At 55.9% G+C, this 17,742-nt stretch carries 13 protein-coding genes; 12 read left to right on the forward strand and 1 reads right to left on the reverse strand.

The window, feature by feature from the left end; all coding sequences use genetic code 11:
* Positions 1-15 precede the first annotated feature (15 nt).
* The 9 genes from HX783_RS13180 (at position 16) to HX783_RS13220 (ending at position 14,979) form a co-directional block, all read left to right on the forward strand.
* Positions 16-9,324, forward strand: a complete 9,309-nt coding sequence (locus HX783_RS13180; RefSeq protein WP_177017150.1) for a DUF637 domain-containing protein — start codon at positions 16-18, stop codon at positions 9,322-9,324.
* Positions 9,324-9,800: a lytic transglycosylase gene (locus HX783_RS13185; protein ID WP_177017151.1), complete on the forward strand. Its 477-nt coding sequence runs from the start codon at positions 9,324-9,326 to the stop codon at positions 9,798-9,800. Before HX783_RS13180 ends, HX783_RS13185 begins: the two co-directional genes overlap by 1 nt.
* A gap of 236 nt (positions 9,801-10,036) precedes the next feature.
* Positions 10,037-10,579 (forward strand): hypothetical protein, encoded by a 543-nt coding sequence (locus HX783_RS13190; protein ID WP_177017152.1) that lies wholly within the window; start codon positions 10,037-10,039, stop codon positions 10,577-10,579.
* 359 nt (positions 10,580-10,938) lie between these two features.
* Positions 10,939-11,469, forward strand: a complete 531-nt coding sequence (locus HX783_RS13195; protein ID WP_177017153.1) for an SMI1/KNR4 family protein — start codon at positions 10,939-10,941, stop codon at positions 11,467-11,469.
* 442 nt (positions 11,470-11,911) lie between these two features.
* Complete coding sequence (locus HX783_RS13200) at positions 11,912-12,346, forward strand: hypothetical protein (protein WP_177017154.1); 435 nt, start codon at positions 11,912-11,914, stop codon at positions 12,344-12,346.
* Between the two features lie 134 nt (positions 12,347-12,480).
* On the forward strand, positions 12,481-12,885 hold the full coding sequence (locus tag HX783_RS13205; protein WP_177017155.1) for a hypothetical protein: 405 nt from the start codon (positions 12,481-12,483) through the stop codon (positions 12,883-12,885).
* 133 nt (positions 12,886-13,018) lie between these two features.
* Positions 13,019-13,639 carry a hypothetical protein gene (locus HX783_RS13210; protein ID WP_177017156.1) on the forward strand — a complete coding sequence of 207 codons (621 nt, stop codon included), beginning with the start codon at positions 13,019-13,021 and terminating at the stop codon, positions 13,637-13,639.
* A gap of 417 nt (positions 13,640-14,056) precedes the next feature.
* Positions 14,057-14,257 carry an SPOR domain-containing protein gene (locus HX783_RS29960; RefSeq protein WP_256347159.1) on the forward strand — a complete coding sequence of 67 codons (201 nt, stop codon included), beginning with the start codon at positions 14,057-14,059 and terminating at the stop codon, positions 14,255-14,257.
* Between the two features lie 122 nt (positions 14,258-14,379).
* Entirely contained in the window at positions 14,380-14,979 is a 600-nt protein-coding gene (locus HX783_RS13220) for a hypothetical protein (protein ID WP_177017158.1), read from the forward strand.
* A gap of 46 nt (positions 14,980-15,025) precedes the next feature.
* Here the strand turns inward: HX783_RS13220 and HX783_RS13225 are convergent, their stop codons facing one another.
* Positions 15,026-15,283: a hypothetical protein gene (locus HX783_RS13225; RefSeq protein ID WP_083360333.1), complete on the reverse strand. Its 258-nt coding sequence runs from the start codon at positions 15,281-15,283 to the stop codon at positions 15,026-15,028.
* A 509-nt stretch (positions 15,284-15,792) separates the two neighbouring features.
* Here HX783_RS13225 and HX783_RS13230 point away from each other — a divergent pair.
* From HX783_RS13230 to HX783_RS13240, 3 genes are all read left to right on the forward strand, one after another.
* On the forward strand, positions 15,793-16,185 hold the full coding sequence (locus HX783_RS13230) for a DUF2846 domain-containing protein (protein WP_169876735.1): 393 nt from the start codon (positions 15,793-15,795) through the stop codon (positions 16,183-16,185).
* 163 nt (positions 16,186-16,348) lie between these two features.
* Complete coding sequence (locus HX783_RS13235; protein WP_177017159.1) at positions 16,349-16,993, forward strand: hypothetical protein; 645 nt, start codon at positions 16,349-16,351, stop codon at positions 16,991-16,993.
* A 1-nt stretch (position 16,994) separates the two neighbouring features.
* A complete protein-coding gene (locus HX783_RS13240) occupies positions 16,995-17,687 on the forward strand; it encodes a hypothetical protein (protein WP_145159659.1) in 693 nt (230 codons plus the stop codon).
* Positions 17,688-17,742: the final 55 nt, after the last annotated feature.

A 17,742-nucleotide genomic window follows, 5' to 3' on the forward strand; every position in this document is an offset into this window, starting at 1 on the left:
ATCGAGACTATGACAATGGATGTTCGCCACTTTGCCTTCCTGGCTCGCCAACCTTCTGCTGCGCTGAAGCCGCGAGACTCGTTCTTCGGCTTGCCCAAGCGCGGCCTGGTGCTGATCCTGGCCAACGCGCTGTTCTGGCAGCCGTTGCTGGCACAGGCCGAAGGCATTGTGGTCAGCGCGCCGGGCACCACCGTCGGCCAGGCGGGCAATGGCGTGCCCGTGGTGAACATCGCCACGCCCAATGGCAGTGGCTTGTCGCATAACCAATTCAAGGACTACAACGTCGGCCCCAACGGCGTGATCCTCAACAACGCCACGGGCGCGGTGACCAACACCCAGCTGGGCGGCTACATCATCGGCAACCCCAACCTCAAGGGCGGCGCGGCCAACGTTATCCTCAACGAGGTCAACGGCGGCAGCCCCAGCCAGTTGCGCGGTTTCACCGAAGTGGCGGGCCAGTCGGCCAAAGTCATCGTCGCCAACCCTTACGGCATCACCTGCAGCGGTTGCGGCTTTATCAACACCCCCAATGCCACGCTGACCACCGGCAAGCCCATCCTTGACCAGAATGGCCGCCTGGAGCGCTATCAGGTCGATGGCGGCGCCGTGACCATCGACGGCCAGGGCCTGAACGCGAGTAACGTCGACCGCTTCGAAATCATCACCCGCTCGGCCAAGATCAATGCGCAGATCAACGCGCGCGAATTGACCGTGATCGCCGGGCGCAACGACGTCGATGCCCAAAGCCTGAAAGCCACCGCGCGCGCCGACGACGGCAGCGCCAAGCCGGAGCTGGCTATCGACTCCTCGGCGTTGGGCGGCATGTACGCCGGCGCGATCAAACTGGTCGGCACCGAAGCCGGTGTGGGCGTGAAGCTCGACGGCACGCTGGCCGCCAGCGGCGGCGATATCCAGCTGGATGCCAATGGCCACTTGAGCATGGCGCAGACGTCGGCCACCGGTAACATCAAAGTCACCGCGCAAAACGTCAACCTCACCGACAAGGTCTACGCCACCGGCAACATGCAGGTGACCAGCGCCCAAGCCTTGGTCAACCAGCAGAGCGTGGCCGCCGGCCAGCGCATCGAACTCAACGCGGCCAGCATCACCAACCCCGGCATCATCGAGGCGGGCGTCGCGGCGGATAACAGCCGCAACGCCACCGGCGACCTGGTGGTGAACACGCAAACCCTCAACACCAGCGGCAACCTGTTGGCCAGCCGCGCCTTGGCGATCACCGCCGCGCAAACGCTGACCAACCAGGGCGCAATCATCCAGGCCAAAACCGTCAGCGTCAGCACCGACAAGCTGACCAACAGAGGCGCCACCGCCCGTGTGTACGGCGAGCAACACCTGGCGCTCAACGCGCCGGCCATCGTTAACGTCGGCGGGCTGATTCGCTTCGGCGAAGGCCAGGCCGCGACCCTCGACAGCGCGTCCCTGGACAACCGCCAAGGCCGCATCGAAATGTCTGGCGGCAGCCTGGTGTTGACCAGCACCGACCTGAACAACAACAGCGGCCAAATCATCGCCAGCAACCTGACCGTGAATGCGGGCAACCTGAATAACCAGAACGGCGTGCTGGTCGCCGGTGCGCTCACGGTGAATGCCGGCGACCTTGACAACAGCCTCAAAGGCCTGATCCAGGCCGATAACGGCGCGCTGAACCTCACCGTCGCCAATGCCTTCAACAACTACCAGGGTTACGCCCAGGCCAGTACCGACCTGAACCTCCACGCCGGCAGCGTCAGCAGCAACGCCAACGGCGTGTTGAGTGCCAACACCGGCAAGCTGACCCTCGCCACCGCCCAACAGCTCAACAACGCCCAGGGCCGCTTGCAGGCAGGGCAGGGCGATGTCGAGCTGCACGCTGCGAACCTGGATAACCAAAACGGCGTAATCGTCGGCAAACAGCTGTTGCTTGATGTGAGCGGCGGCAACATCGACAACCGCGCCGGGCGTGTGGTGGGTGACTACCTCGACGTGCGTGCCTCGGGCCTCGACAACCGCAACGCCGGCCTGCTGGCCGGTGGCGCGCCGGGTGTGAGCCTGCTGCTCAAGGGGCCAGGCCAGTTGCTCAACGCCCAAGGCCGTATCCAAAGCGAAGGCCTGTTGCAGCTGCAAGGCGAGCGCCTGGACAACAGCGCCGGCATCCTGATCGGCACATCGGTTGACGTCACTGCGCAGACCCTCAACAACAGCAACCAAGGCTCGCTGGTCAGCAACGGCGGCGACGTGACGCTGAACGTCAGCGACCTGCTGACCAACGCGGGCGGTGTGATCGACGCGGGCGAACGCAGCGTGCTGGTCAAAGCCCTCACCACCCTGAACAACGGCGGCGGCACCGTGCGCGGCAAGCGCCTGGACATCGCGGCCCAGCACCTGAACAACGACGCCGGCCAACTGCTGGCCGGCAACCAGGGCCTGAGCTACAGCGGCCAGGACGTGAGCAACCGCAAAGGCTTGATCCTCAGCGGCGGCGCCCACACTCAGCTCGACACCGCCAGCCTGGATAACCTCGGCGGCACCGTGCAGGGCGATACCCTCACCGTCACGGCCAACACGGTCGACAACAGCAGCGGCGGCTTGATGGCCAGCCTGCTCGGCAACCTGCAATTGACCGTCGAAGCCCTGGCCAACCGTGGCGGCAAACTGTTCGGTAAAGAACAGGTGACGATCACCGGCGCCACGCTCGACAACAGTGGCAATGGCCAGATCAGCGGCAATCAGCTCAGCCTCACCTCACGCGACACCCTCACCAACCGAGGCGGCCTGATCGAAGCCAACCAGGGCCTGACCCTTGATGGCGGCAACCTCGACAACAGCGCAGGCGGGCAACTGCGCGCGCTGGGCGGTGCCACTAGCCGCCTCAACCTCAGCGGCACGCTGAACAACCAAAACGGCACCCTCGAATTCGGCAGCACCGCCTTCAGCCTCGACACCACGCACCTGAACAACCAGGGCGGCCAGTTGCAGCACGCCGGCAACGGCCTGTTCCGGCTCAACACCGCCAGCCTCACCGGCAGCCAGGGCACCATCAATGGCCTGGGCACCGCCGACTGGGCGTTCGGCAGCGTAGACGGCCTGGGCCGCGTGCAACTTAATGAAGCCCTCACCTACAAAAGCACCCAAGGCCTGGCCCTCAAGGCCGGCGACCGCATGGCCAGCAGCAAGGGCTTGATCATCGACGTGGCCAGCCTCGACAACGGCGGCGAGCTGCTCAGCGACGGCGACCTGAGCATCACGCTCAGCGGTGACCTGGCCAACAGCGGCCGCATTGCCACCCAGCAAAATCTCAGCGTCACGGCCAACAACCTCAGCCAGAACGGCGGGCGCCTGGCGGGCAACAACACCCAGATCAAACTGGCGGGCACCCTCGACAGCCTTGGTTTCCTGACGGCGCGTCAGCAGCTGGATATCGCCGCGGCACAAATCGGCAACCGTGGCACGCTGGGCGCTCAAGGTGCGGTGAACCTCACCGCCGTCAACGGCATTACCAACGGCGCCGATTCGCTGCTGTTCAGCGGGGGCGACCTGTCCCTGCGCGCCAATGGCTTCGCCAACAGCTATGGCGACGTCTACAGCAAAGGCAACTTTACATTTGCAGGCGTCGATGGCGGGCGTGCGGTGCTGTTCAGCAACCGCTCCGGCACGGTGGAAAGCGAAGGCTACATCGGCATCAGCGCCGGCTTTATCGAAAACGCCAAAGACAAGTTCGAGCTGGGGCAAACCCTCCAGACCGGCAGCTTGAGCTGGGTGTGCGGGCAGCACTGCGGCGAGAAGGACAGCTGGCGGCGCGGCACCATCACCATCAATGAGACCTACCTTGAAGCCGCGATCCAGGATTCGGCTTCGGCGCGGCTGGTAGCTGGCAAAGACCTGCTGCTGCAAGGCGACACGGTGCAGAACCGCAACAGCCTGATGGCCGCTAACGGTAACTTGAGCATCACCGCCCAGGAATTGCTCAACGAAGGCTCCGGCACACGCACCGGGCAACGCAAAATCGTGATCAACACCCCCGGGCATGTAGACAAGCACCTGTGGGAGCGCATGGAATACGTCGACGTGCCGACCTTCAACAACGCGACGGCGGCCGGTAATTTTGACCAGGCGAAATTTGAAGCCCTCAAAGCGCTGTCACCCAACAGCGCACCGTTCCGGCAAACGAGCGACGTCACCACCTGGACCCCCAACGGTGGCCTCGCCTACGACGCCGTCCTGCAGGCCGGCGGCACCGTCGACCTGTCCAACGTCACCAACAAAATTCAAAACGGTACGCTGCACGACAACACCCTGGCGCAACTGACCGGCACCCTCGGCAACGACCAGACCGGCATCCCCGTCGGCGGCATCAATATCAACCTCAGCAAGCACGTTAACGATGCCAGCGCCCAGGCGCCCGGCAGCGTGTTGCCCGTGGTCACGCTCACTCCGGGCGGCGGCTTTGTGCCCGTGGACTACACCGGCACGCCGTTCGCGCCGGTCGACCCGACCACCTCGCCGTACTTCCAACTGCCCAAGGGCGACTACGGCCTGTTCGTCAAAAGTGCCGACCCTACCAGCCACTACCTGATCGAAACCAACCCGGAGTTCACCAGTGCATCGGGCTTCTTCAGCTCCGACTACATGCTCGGCAAACTCGGCTTCAATTCCGACAACGCCTGGCGCCGCCTCGGCGATGGCCAATACGAAACCCGCCTGATCCGTGACGCGGTAATTGCGCAAACCGGCCAGCGCTTCCTCGCCGGTGGCTTGCTCAGCGACGCCGACCAATTCCGCTACCTGATGGACAACGCTCTGGCCAGCAAAGACGCCCTGCGCCTGAGCGTCGGCGTGACGCTCACCAGCCAGCAAGTCGGCGCCCTGACCCACGACATCGTGTGGATGGAAAACCGCGTGGTCGATGGCCAGACCGTGCTCGTGCCGGTGCTCTACCTGGCCCAGGCCGAATCGCGCAACGTGCGCGGCAACAGCCTGATCCAGGGCCGTGACCTCAACCTGGTCACCGGTGGCGACCTGGTCAACGTCGGCACCCTGCGCGCCAGCAACAACCTCTCCGCCGTCAGCAGCGGCAGCATCTACAACGGCGGCCTGATGGAAGCCGGCAACAACCTGAGCCTGCTGGCCCAGGACAGTATTCGCAACGCCATGGGCGGCGAAATTCGGGGCAGCCAAGTCAGCCTTGCCAGCATCAAAGGCGACATCACCAACGACAACACCGCGATCCAAGTGCGTGAAGGCGTGGGCATGCGCACCCTCACCGACGCCAGCGCGAGCACCATCACCGCGCGTGGCAACCTGGCCATTGACGCCGGGCGCGACCTCAACAACCACGGCGCACTGGTCGCCGGTAACGACGCCAACCTCACCGCCGGCCGCGACCTCAACCTGGTCGCCGCCAGCGATACCAGCGTGATCCACAAAACCATCGACGGCGGCGAAAAATCCACCATCACCACCGACGTCAAAAACCTCGCCGCCACCGTCACGGCGGGCGGCAACCTCAACATGCAGGCCGGGCAAGACGTCAACATCATCGGCAGCAACGCCACCGCCGGCAAAGACCTGAACATCCAGGCCGGGCGCGACCTCAACGTCGCCTCCGTCAGCGACATGCACAACGTCGAAGGCAAAGAAAAAGACGGCAAAAAACGCATCAAGACAGCGGATGAGCAGACCACGCAAGTAGCCAGCGTACTGACGGCGGGCGCGAACTTTACCAGCCAGGCCGGGCGCGATACGACGCTGGTGGCGAGCAAGATCAGTGCGGGCAATGAAGCGTATCTGTACAGCGGCGATAAGTTGAACCTGCTGGCGGCGCAGAACAGCACGCATACGTTGTATGACATGAAGGAGAACGGTGGTTGGGGCGCGAAAAAAGCCAAGCGCGACGAAGTCACCCAGACCACCAACGTCGGCACTGAGATCAAGACCGCAGGCAACCTGACCCTGGTCAGCAACGGCGACCAGCTGTACCAGGTCGCCAAGCTCAACAGCGGCAACGACCTGATCCTGAAAAGCGGCGGCGCCGTGACGTTTGAAGGCGTGAAGGACTATCACGACGAGAGCCATACCAAGAGCAAGAGCGACATGGCTTGGTTCTCGATGAAGGGCAAAGGCAAAACCGATGAAACCCTGCGCCAGAGCGAGCTGGTTGCAAAGGGGCAGACCGTCATCGAGGCCGTCGATGGCCTGAAAATCGACGTCAAGCAAGTCGACCAGCAAACCGTCAGCCAGACCATCGACACCATGGTCAAGGCCGACCCGCAATTGGCCTGGATCAAAGAAGCCGAGAAGCGCGGCGACGTGGATTGGCGCCAGGTAAAAGAGCTGCATGACTCCTTCAAGTACAGCAACTCGGGCATGGGCCAGGGGGCCATGCTGGCGGTCATCATCATCGTCACCATCGTGACGGCAGGTGGCGCGAGCGCATTGGCAGCGTCAGCGGGTAGTGCGGTAGGCGCCGGTTCTACCATGGCCGCCGGCACAGCTGCGGTTGCGGCGACCAGTACGTCGGCGGCCGTAGCAGCCACCAGTGCCGGGCTTGGCAACATGATGGCCACCGCCGCACTGACCTCGCTGGCCAGTACCGGTGCTGTGAGTACCATCAATAACAAAGGCAACCTCGGCCTTGCGCTAAAGGACACCTTCAGCAGCAGCAGCTTGAAAAACGCCGCCATCGCCGGGCTGGCAACCGGGGCGTTGAACTACGCAGACAGCAATTGGTTCAAGGGCGCAAGCCCGGCCGAGGGTGCGGGCGCGAAAGTCACCACGGCGGGGCCGGTACAGAACCCGGGCTATTCCAGTGATTGGCTCAGCTGGCAGAAAGCCCAGGATGCGGTGCTGCGCGGCGGCACGCATGCGGTGATCGAAAGTGGCATCTCCACCGCCATCAACGGCGGCAGCTTGAAAGACAACCTCGGCTCGGCCTTGGTGTCGCAAGGTTTCGACCTTGCTGCGGCGGCCGGCAACAATGGCATTGGCAACCTCGCGAGCGAGCTGGACCTGAGCCCTGGCTCGACGCAGAAGGTCTTGCTGCATGCGCTCCTCGGTGGTGCGCTTACAGCGGCCCGAGGCGGCGACTTCAAAACCGGCGCCATCGCCGCCGGTGCGGCTGAAGGCTTGACGGCGATTGCGAACAAAAACCTCGGTAAGTACCTGGATGAGCGCTTCGTCACCGATGATCAATTCAGAGTCGCCACCGCGCAACTCATCGGTATCGCCGCCGGGTCTCTGGTTAACGGCAACCCGAATGACGCCGCGTGGGTAGCGGGCAATGTTGAGCGGTACAACGAGCAGCTGCACCCAAGTGCGCCTGAGCTGATTGAAAAGCAAGCACCCGTGCTGGCGGAACAGAAGCAGATCAGCGTTGAGGAAGCCACGCGCCTGATGGGCGTTGCTCTGGCGTACAACACCGATGAGGGCTGGAGCAAGTCAATCTCGCAAAAAGACGTAGACGCTATCGACACGCTTACTTTGCAGAATCTGGGCATTGCGCTTGCGCCTATTGCAAACCAATACGCCCGAACTGACGCTTCTGCAGACGGGCGCTCGAGTGGGTACAGCGGTAATGAAACAGCGGCCTTGATTCTTGATTTCCGCACGACTCGGCCTACGGCTTTCAAAGACAGCACTATCAACATCGACTACCTGGGTGATCCGAAAGGGCTCAACACCCAAGGGTTGGTGGATTTCTACGAGACTAACCTGGATTACAGCGGCAAACCGACTGACTACGTCGACATTGCCAAAGGCCTGGCGGTAGGGGCTGGCCGCAGTATATGGGGGCAAGTGCAAGGCTTTTCCAAGGTTGCCGGTGGGTTTTTAGGTAATAGCAGCCCACTGGAAGTGACCGACGCCCTGTTGGGGCCGATTGCCGACCCCTCGGTGGACCGCGGCGGCCAAATTATCACCAGGCAGAAGGGCAGGGAATTTGTCTCGAACTTGCAAGGCAACAGCTATGAGTCAGCGGCGCAAGTCACTGAGTTGTTGACTGATGGTTTAACCATGATCACGCCTTCCGGCCGATTTGGGCAGGTTTCCAAGTTTGGCGAGGTTTCAAGCGTCGTCAGGGCCGACGGCGCACTTGTGGCCCGTAGCGACGTCGGTTTGGCCAGCGTGGGGCGCCAGGAAGCGCTTGGCAGCAGCGGCATCGCACGCGTTGCGGATGACATCCCCAACTATGGCCTGAACCCCACCAGCCTCGACTCGGCCGTGCGCTTCGAGCGCCCAGGCGCCACTGCGACAGCCCCGACCACCTCGATTGGGAAATACGAGCAAACCGTCTACACCGGTGATGTGGGCAGCTTCGCCAGGGCCGATGACCTGTTCGCCACCCGACGCAATGACATTGTTCTCTCGAACTACAAAGAGCCTTGCTGCTTCGCGGCCGGCACCAAAGTCTCGACCCCCAACGGCGACCGCACTATCGAGTCGCTCAAAGTCGGCGACGTGGTCTGGAGCAAACCCGAAAAAGGCGGCAAACCCTTCGCCGCTAAAATTCTGGCCACCCATCAACGCTCCGACCAACCGATTTACCGCCTCAAGCTGAAAAGCGTTCGCGCCGACGGCAAAGCACAAGGCGAAACCCTACTGGTCACCCCCGGCCACCCGTTCTATGTACCGGCCAAGCGCGACTTTATCTCTGTAATCGATCTGAAGCCCGGGGACCTGCTGCAATCCCTGGCAGATGGCGATACGGACAACACGTCATCTGAGGTTGAGTCGCTGGAGCTTTACCTGCCAGTGGGCAAGACGTACAACCTGACGGTTGATGTGGGGCATACGTTCTACGTTGGGGATCTGAAGACGTGGGTGCACAATACGGGGCCGTGTGCGCTGCCGGAGGGGTATTTTGGTGCGAAAGCAACTGGTAGCGCTGCCGGGAAGGTAGATGATGTTGTAGCTCTATCGTCTAAGCCTGAATGGCTGCAACGGCTTGATGCGGGTAATGAGTTTAATAAGGTACAGTCTAAAAGCTACCCGAATAATGAAGTTTATATTCAGCGACCTGACGGGAATGGCTATTATCGTGTTGATTCGTATAATCCCATAAAAGGCGAAATCGTCTCTCGTAAACTGACACAGCTTTCTGAGGTTTCAGAGGCGACAGCAAAGAGCTATATAAGTGAGGCTGTTACGAAATATCCATCTGGCGCGACCATTGCGAAAGTCCCTTCTAGTGGGTCTTTGGGCGGTCAAAAATTGCAAGGTACTGTTATTCTAGAGGTCCCTCCCCAGAATGGAGTGATTCCAAAAGCCATTTTGGACTCTGCGAATAAGGCAGGGGTTTTAATTAGAGATACTAATGGGAAGGTGTATTGATGGGGCTGCCTATTTATTACTGTAAGTCTTGGTTTCGGATGAAGAAGGTTGCGATAGAACCTATGGATGAAGCTTTGGCACATTCTAGGCATCTCTCGGGTGAGTCATATACGGCTCTTATTGGGTCGGACTCCGCGCCATCTTGCTTTGTTGAGTTATCTATAGATAGAGGGATGGTTAGTGTCGGTTTTTTAGATAAAAAATGTCGTGAGTATCTGAGCTACCAATTTCAAGTCATAGATGCGGATAACCTGTTTTTGACTATGGCGACTCATCGTGAATTTCAAGGGGATGGCGACGAGGTTATAGGTGGGGAGTGCTACATTTTTAATGAGGAGGGTGGCCTTGTTATTAGGCGGGAAAAGTTTAATCCCCATGAGCTTGAAGAGGCTAGATCAAGTTTTGAACCATCTAGAAATTATGAGAAAATTCCAAAATTTGGTTGTTACTCTGATGTGACAAAAGCTGATAGGTGAAACAGGGTAGGTGAGTTTCATTATGGTTTTTAGGAACGATTGTGAGCGATGGCGGCAAATTGATAGAACGATTTGTCGTCCAAGAGTTGCACGATAGCGTTCGCTCTATTTTGGAAGGGAGTGTTGCCGGAAACAATAGGCATACAACGCTATGACCCAAAAACAGGATCACCTGTGAGAACAAATTTACATTCGCTCCATGAGTTTTTACCAAAAAAAACTAGGAGTATTAAGTTATGAGCTTCGAGCATAAGGCATTTATTTTTGACTTAAGTGCCTTCACTCGTGAGCTCAAACCGCTGCTTGAGTCGTCTTTGTGCTCGGGAGATTTTGATAAGGTTCGAAATTTCATTGTAGATAATAAAAGTGTTTTAGTTGATCCATACGAAGGCGAGCCACTGGATGAAACGTGGGAGGACATGATTGAGGATAGAGATATCCATCAGTACGGAGACTTTGCGCTTACAAAATATTATACGCCTACAGATGATCAGGGATTCGGCGGTGAGTGGGAAACCTTTCAAGAGTCAATTTCTAACTTTAGAAAATTGGATTTTTCGCCTTTTTTAGGCCTGCCATTAGGCGTGGATGGGCATTTTTTTGATCCTGGGAAAATGGGTTCTTACTTTCAGTCAGAAAATGAAGTAGGCGAAAGTTTGATTAAAATTAAAGAGGCTGATTGGGAGCTCGGAAACGAGTTGCTTGATAGTTTAAAAGAGTATACGGAACTCCTTGAGCGAGCTGTTCGTGAAAAAAAGGGAATCTACGTAACTTTTTGATTGTGATTTGGTGAGGGGATTTAAAGTAAAAATAGGGTGAGACGGGCTCAAACCACGCTTTTATGGGGCGTGATTTTTAGTTGGTCGATATGTGGTTTTTAGAATTAGCTCTTTAATAACTCAGCTTTTTTTTCGAAAAAAGATACGGATTTTTTAAGTTTTCGAGATTTACCGTGTAAATAGAACTGTGTAATCGTAGTCTGATCCCTATTTACACTATTTAAAACAGTAAGCTACAGGGTGGCACCTATTTATGCAGGTTAAAACCCAATGCCAACTGGCGTAACGTTGTCTGCTCGTGGGTCAGGCGGTTTTACTCTTGATGTATCGATTCCGAACGTGAGTGGAGTTAAGTAAGAATGATAAATAAGCTGATTAGTCTTCTTTCGCCACCTTCTCAGCGAATCTTTGATAATGCGGCTTGGGCGACCTTTGAATCTGAGGGAAGTCTGCGATTACCGAATGATTTTAAACAGTTCATATCAATTTACGGATGTGGGGCAGTAGACGATTTCGTATGGGTGTTAAACCCGCTTTCAAAAAATCCAAATTTAAATTTTGAAAAAAGCAAATACTTTATAGGCGCATACGCTGTAATGAAGCAGGAGTTTTTATCGGACTATCCAAGACCAGATTACCCAGAGGAAGGTTCTTTTCTTCCTTGGGCGGTAACGGATAATGGAGAAACCCTCGTTTGGTTGGTTGATGGAGAGCCAGACTCATGGAAAGTTGCTATTCATAGCTCGGATCAGGGGGAAGAGGAGGTCTACAACTTCGGCTGTGTTGAGTTTCTTTTAAAGCTGCTTAGCAGAGATATTTCGTCAAAAATTCTACCTAGTCAGTTTCCTCCTGTTGATCTAGATAAGCATTTTTTTACAGCTGCTGATTAGGTCCAAAAGCAGCAGATACTGCGAAGGTCGGATTTGCTGACGGCAAAATTGCAGGCGAAGCATAGGACTTACTGGTTAAGCCTGCCCCCGTTCATATCATCTGTATCAATAAAAACTGCGTATCTACTGTCCGTGATGGCCCATGGACTACGAAATTTGAAGGGATTTTCACAAGAGCAAGCGCTTGCCAATCTTGATGCTTCGTCGGAAGTTGAAAGGCTGTTTGTTGAGGTGTTCGACTTTACTCGCCTCTTATTCAGATTAGCGCAGAATGAAATTGGCGAAAAGTGGCGTGTTTATTTGGTTTCTAGAGAGAAATAGGTGGCAGACCACTTTTTGGGGTGTATCAGGACGCCAAAAAAAGTGTGAGTAAAAACGAATAGAGAAATTGGTGGTCTGCCCCCTATTTCCTTATTGCTTCCTTTGGGGATGGATATTAAGTATGAATCCAAATGAATATTTAGGCGGATCATTGATTGAGGCTTTAGCGAACTTTAGGAAGTCAATGCCGATGGTTGATTACGCTAAAGTTGAAGATGATGAGTTTTTAAAGTTGCCAGAATGCGGTATCTACTTTCAATCCGGTGGCGACGGAGTTATTGCGGCTTACAGAGTTTATTATCAGGCCACGGAGGAGTATTTTCAGGCTGACTCCGAAACAAAAAGGGAGTGTCTAGATATTGAGACTGTCGACGATTCAATCAATCTTCTTGGGCAGCCTGTGCGGGATGTACCCTCCATACGTATTCCCGGAAGAGCACCTACAAGTCCTGGCTGTGAGTTTTCATTAAAGCAGAAAGTGATAACCGTTCATTATGATGCAGAAAGTCGACTTGTTACTTATGTGCATGTCAGAAATAAAGCTGGAAGTGTGTAAGGGATGCAGCAAAAAGTTAAAATAGGATGGCCCACAGTTTTTTGGGATAGGACTAACCAAGAGTGCGGGCAGACTATGTTGAATAGAAGTGTTTTGTGGTTTAAATAAATCTGCCAATTTATTGTTGTGGAAGTATGAAGCTCGAAGCCGAAAATAGTCCTGTAATAGCTGATGTTAGTCAGGCGCAGCTTATAAAAACGCTAAAAAAATTAAAAAGCTATGGTCCTAGCTCATTCGCATGTATTACCGACGATGAAGGTAGCTACTTGCAAGTGGCGGGAGGTAGGTATACTTGTTTCATTGAACGATATGACGCTAAAAATAAAAAGCGGTTTAGAGGTTTTCATTCAAATTCCAGCACGAACTTTGAAGATGGGACTTTACTGTCGTTTGGAGGAGGGCGCGTTGAATTGAGAAAAGATGAATGGTTTAATATTGATGATGTGATTGAGGTCTTTTCTCTGTTTAGTCAAAATCAGGATTTGCCAGAAAGTATACATTGGCGCGAAATAAATGTTTTGAATCAGAGCAGCAGTTGAGTAAACGAGGTCAGATCACGACCTTAATAATGCCTTAGTGTTCGTATTGTGTTATGACCCAAATTTTTCCAACCCCGGGTTGTCCATTTAGCAGTGGTTGAAAAGCCATGGCAGCAGAAAAGGAACTTCGACAATGAAATATGGGAACCTATACCGAAAAGGTCTTTACCTAGCCATCCTGTTCAATTTCACACTATTAACAGGCTGCTCAGGCATTCCCTACGAAAAGCCCGAGGATCAGATTTCCATCCAAAAGGATCTTTCCGTAAGGCCTGACGAGATTGTTACGATGACTCAGGTGACTTGGTGCACCTATCCTTATGGTGACATGACACCGTGTCATCCACAGGACGCACTGGCGGTACAGACGCGCACAAGACTGATACTTGTCAGTTATAGCAGTCAGCACTATAAACCCGACTTAACAGTCATGGTCAGTGACGTCATGTGCGCTCACCTCTTCGAGTCCAGAGAGACCTCACCAAATTTCTATTTATTCACCCAAGAGTATGCGCTGCAGGTTTGGACAGTCGATGTGCACAATAAACCGGATATGAGGAAAAAAAAGCTCATGCTCGACGTCATGGTGCCGCAAGGAAAAAAAGCCTATGTGGGGCCAGAGGGTAATTTTGTGGAAGCTACCGGGCGGACCAGTGAGACAACTTATGTTGCGAGGACTTCTGCCGTTGTCTATACAACCAATACAGAGATCATGCAGATGATCAATCCTTGTGGCCGGGAGCTTAAAAAATGAAAAGGGGACGATTTATCTAATCGAAATGCTCCGCCACTTAAGTAATTCGGCCCACTGTTCTTCCTTTACCTGCTTGTTCAACAGGCGCACCACTCACTCAAACAAGGAAGTCTAATGGGTACCTCACTCCCCTTCTGGCTCATTATCGCAGCCGTCACGGCTTACGTTGCAAGCACACGCGGGCGCTCAGGTCCCCGGTGGTTTGCGATCTCGCTCTTCCTTTCCGCGTTCGCCCTGGTCGCTGTGTTGTTAATGCCCCGGCTGGCAAAGACCGGTGTTGACGCTCTGGTGCACCCGGACCTGCGGCCTTGCCCAGCCTGCAATCAATCCATCCAGGCGGCGGCCTCTCGCTGTAAGCACTGCGGGGCGCAAGTGGAGCCGATTGCCTTGAGAGATCGCAGCGGTTGGGTAGCGCGTATGACGGCCGATACGGATGAGGCGTTTGAACGGATGGCGGCACAGATGGCGCTCATCGATGTGCCGACAGTGCTTGATGAGCCGCCACACCTTTACGCGGGGCCGTTTGAAGAAAAAGCCGAGGCGCAAAATGTACTCAAATTCCTGAAGTCTGAACATGGCTTGGAAGGGCTGGTGACGTGGCGGTCGGTGGCGCGATAACACGAGATATAGCCGGTAAATGCGAAAATAGGGGAGGCTTATCTAATTGTCTAACGTCCTCTGTCGCTTAAGTAAATCCGCTTCCCTTATTGCAGCCAATACACACGAACGGACGGTAATAAATGTCTATCAATAAAGACTGGACCCCCGGCTTTGGCGAGATTGTCACGTGGTTCGCCATGGACAAGGCAGGCGCAATCGCCGTGATGGTGAATAACTGCTTTGGCCGTTTGCCGGCCGTGTTGTTAGCGCTGCCTGATGTAGAGTCGAAGTTGGATCGATTGAGCGAATACCTGTGGGAGGAGTCTGCCGAGTTCGATACCTACCCTGAGAGCAAACAAGGTGAAACGATACTTGGCCTGTATTCCGCTCGCACCTATCGGCACCTTGCTCGAAGAGCAGACGTAGAAGCATTGATAGGTGAGCACTCGTCAGCGGAGTCGGCGTTGACGGAATATAACGTGCCGTCGGTCAAAGGGTTTTATGTTTACCATGGGGTTGAAGGCAGTGTGGCCAATGAAGATTACCCGGTGGGCTATGAGGGGCAGAGCCAGATAGGGGATTATTTCAGGTATTTGCTGCCCACTATTACGGCGAGCATTGAGGATATACCGGCGCCACTCAGAGGCTGCATCGCGGTGTGTGAGTCGTTTGAATTTTCTGAACGGTCTTTTTGGTCCAGCGATTGGGTTGATGCGTATTTTCGTCAGTTGTATGGGTGACGTTGCGCGTATCAGTTGGGCGGCGCCAGGGCCGCCCGGTTTCTACTCAGGAGGGGTCGGCATGGAGCCTGCGCATGATGACATCAAGCAAATCACACCCATCGCGCAGCGGAATGGCCAGCAATTGGGCGAAGTCTTGAAGCACCACAGCATCGCTGCTGAGCTGTTCGCGAAAGGCCAGGTTTTCCAGCAGTTGGGTGACGGCTCGAATCCGGTACACGGCGGCGTCGTGGAGGACGTCGAGGGGCGCACAGGTGTCGATGAGCAGAGCGGGGACGGTGCTGTCGTGACCCGTAAGGGGCATGTATTGGTTCATTTGAAATCTCGGTCAGTAAAGTGAAGCCGTCTCCTTTCGTCGCCAAACGAATGGGTGACAGCTGTACGCAGGTTGGCGAACCGGGACCGAGTTCCGGCAGACCCGAAGGTCTCCCGCGCACAGCTGCCATAAAGCAGTGATGCGGGTACGAAAGCCCCTGCAAGCAAGCAGAAAGCTTTCGCACACGGTCGTCGGGTCGCCAAACCCGATCGCCCTTGTTGGGCGACGGGCCGGACTATAAGCCCCCCACCCAAACCCACGCAAGGCATCAAAGTACTGGCCCACACACACCGCCTCATGTCTTCAGCTCCCTGGCCGACACATTGGCGATGATTAAACGCATCAACGCACCCGCGCCGGTCAATCGCCGTCGCATCAACCCGCTCTACCGTTACACCACAAGGAAGAAGTACATGATCAAGTTGTTCTGCAAAGCTGCTGTTGTATTGTCCCTGGCCACGCTGTTTGGCTGCTCCTCGACACCGTCGGTGGAGAAAATGCAGGCGGACGTGGCGAACTACTCGCTGCCCAAGGCTGCTGTCGCCGACAAAGGCCTGGTGTACGTGGTACGCCCAAGCAACGTGGGGATGATGGTGCGCTTCAACGTGTTCCTGGATGACAAGGAAGCCGACTCGGAGATGGGCTACAACCGTGGCAACCAGTACATTTATTTCTTCGTGACGCCGGGCCAGCACGTGATCAGCTCCAAAGCTGAAAACTGGGCTGACATGCCGATCAACGTCAAGGCGGGTGAGGTGGTTTACCTCAAGCAGGAAGTCGAAATGGGCTTCGCCGTGGCACGCAACAGCCTCAAAGTGCTGAGCGATGTGGAAGGCCGTTATCTGGTCAAGGACGCGTCCTTGGGCACCGTGGCAAAAGAAAGCAAGTGAGTTAAACACGCTTGAAGCGGCCGGGCCCCAGGCCCGGTCGTTGTTGCTGTTCGTGCGCCCTGAACGCATCGTTTGTCAGGGCTGCCATTACGTGCAACCCCTTCTGGCCAGCCTTGCCGACATCTATGACGCCGCAAAGCCCGGCGCTGCTCGAGGATAAGACGTGGACGATAAACTCAATGACCTGCTGCACTTCGTGCCCCCGCATGCCGATTATGCTGTGGATGCGACAGACCTGGACCCGGAAGATATTCCCGACGCTCGCGTCGCCGGCGTAACGGCGTTGCTCAGGACTCATCCCGATGACGGTGTGCGGCTGTTGGCCGCGCGTTTGCTGACGAGTTGGGGCGTGCAAGAAGGCTTGAGTTATACCGCTCATATCATTGACAACGTCCAGACGTTCGAAGGGTTTGATTCACATCGGCTGCACGGCCACGATGAGACGTACAAGTTTGTGCTGAGGTCGTTGGTTGGTTACTTTTGCAGGTTGGCCGATGCGGGTGAGGGTAAAAGAGCACGGGCTGAAATCTATGCGCCGATTGTTAAAATCATTCATTTGTCGAATGAACGCCCCTTTGAAATCGCCGATATGTTTTGGTTGGTCAGCCGCAACCAATTCAACGAATACCTACCTGCACTGCGTGAGCATCTGCTGGCGATGGCTGCGAACCCGGAGCCGCATCGCTGGAAAATTTATGATGTGCTGGAGTTGTTGTTAAACGTGGATGCGGAGTTTGCTGCTGGGTTCTTGAAGGCGGCAGGCAAGTCGCATAACGACTTCAACTTGAATAAAACATTAAAGGACTGATGTGAAAAACCTTCTACTGATTCTGCTTTCCACCCTCATCCTCGGCGGCTGCGTCAGCCAGCCCCTCACGCCCGAACACCGTGCGCAGGTCAAAACGGTCAAGGTTTTGCCCGTGAAGTGGCAAAAGAACATGGTCTACATGGGCCGTGAACAAGCCTGGGGCGCGGCACTGGGCGCCGGGCTTGGCGCGGGCGTCGGCATGGCCAGCGGCGCGGGCAAGCTGGGCACGGCGGCTTTGAGCGGCGCGGGGTTTGCCGGTGGCATGAAGGTTGGGCAACTGGCCGAAATGTCGACGCCTGCGGCGATCCTCACGGTGATGGACGCCGAAAACATCGACTTGGGTGTGTTGCTCAAGCAGGGCTTTATCGATGCCCTGGGTAAAACCTCATCGCTCAAAGTCGTGGGTGACGATGAGCCGGCCGACGCGCAAATTGAGCTCACGGTGGGCGAGTGGGGCTTTCGCCTGACCCAGGGTTTCAGCAGCGTGGTGTACCCGACGCTCACGGTGGTGGCGCGCATGGACCGTGGCGACGAGATGCTCTGGCGCACGGTGGAGACGGTCACGCCGTTCAATGGCCAGAATGTCTACGGCTACACGCCGCTCACGTATCGCACCGACCCCGAGGCGTTGCGCCGCGCACTCACGGGTATTACGCAGATCACCAGTGGGTATCTGGTGAAAGAACTCAAATAAGCCTGCGAGTGCGTTAATGCTGGCCTGCTCTCTATTTTCTGATTACACGGATGCA

It is taken from the genome of Pseudomonas sp. D2002, assembly GCF_013385735.1.
In the GTDB taxonomy this organism is placed as follows: Bacteria; Pseudomonadota; Gammaproteobacteria; order Pseudomonadales; family Pseudomonadaceae; genus Aquipseudomonas.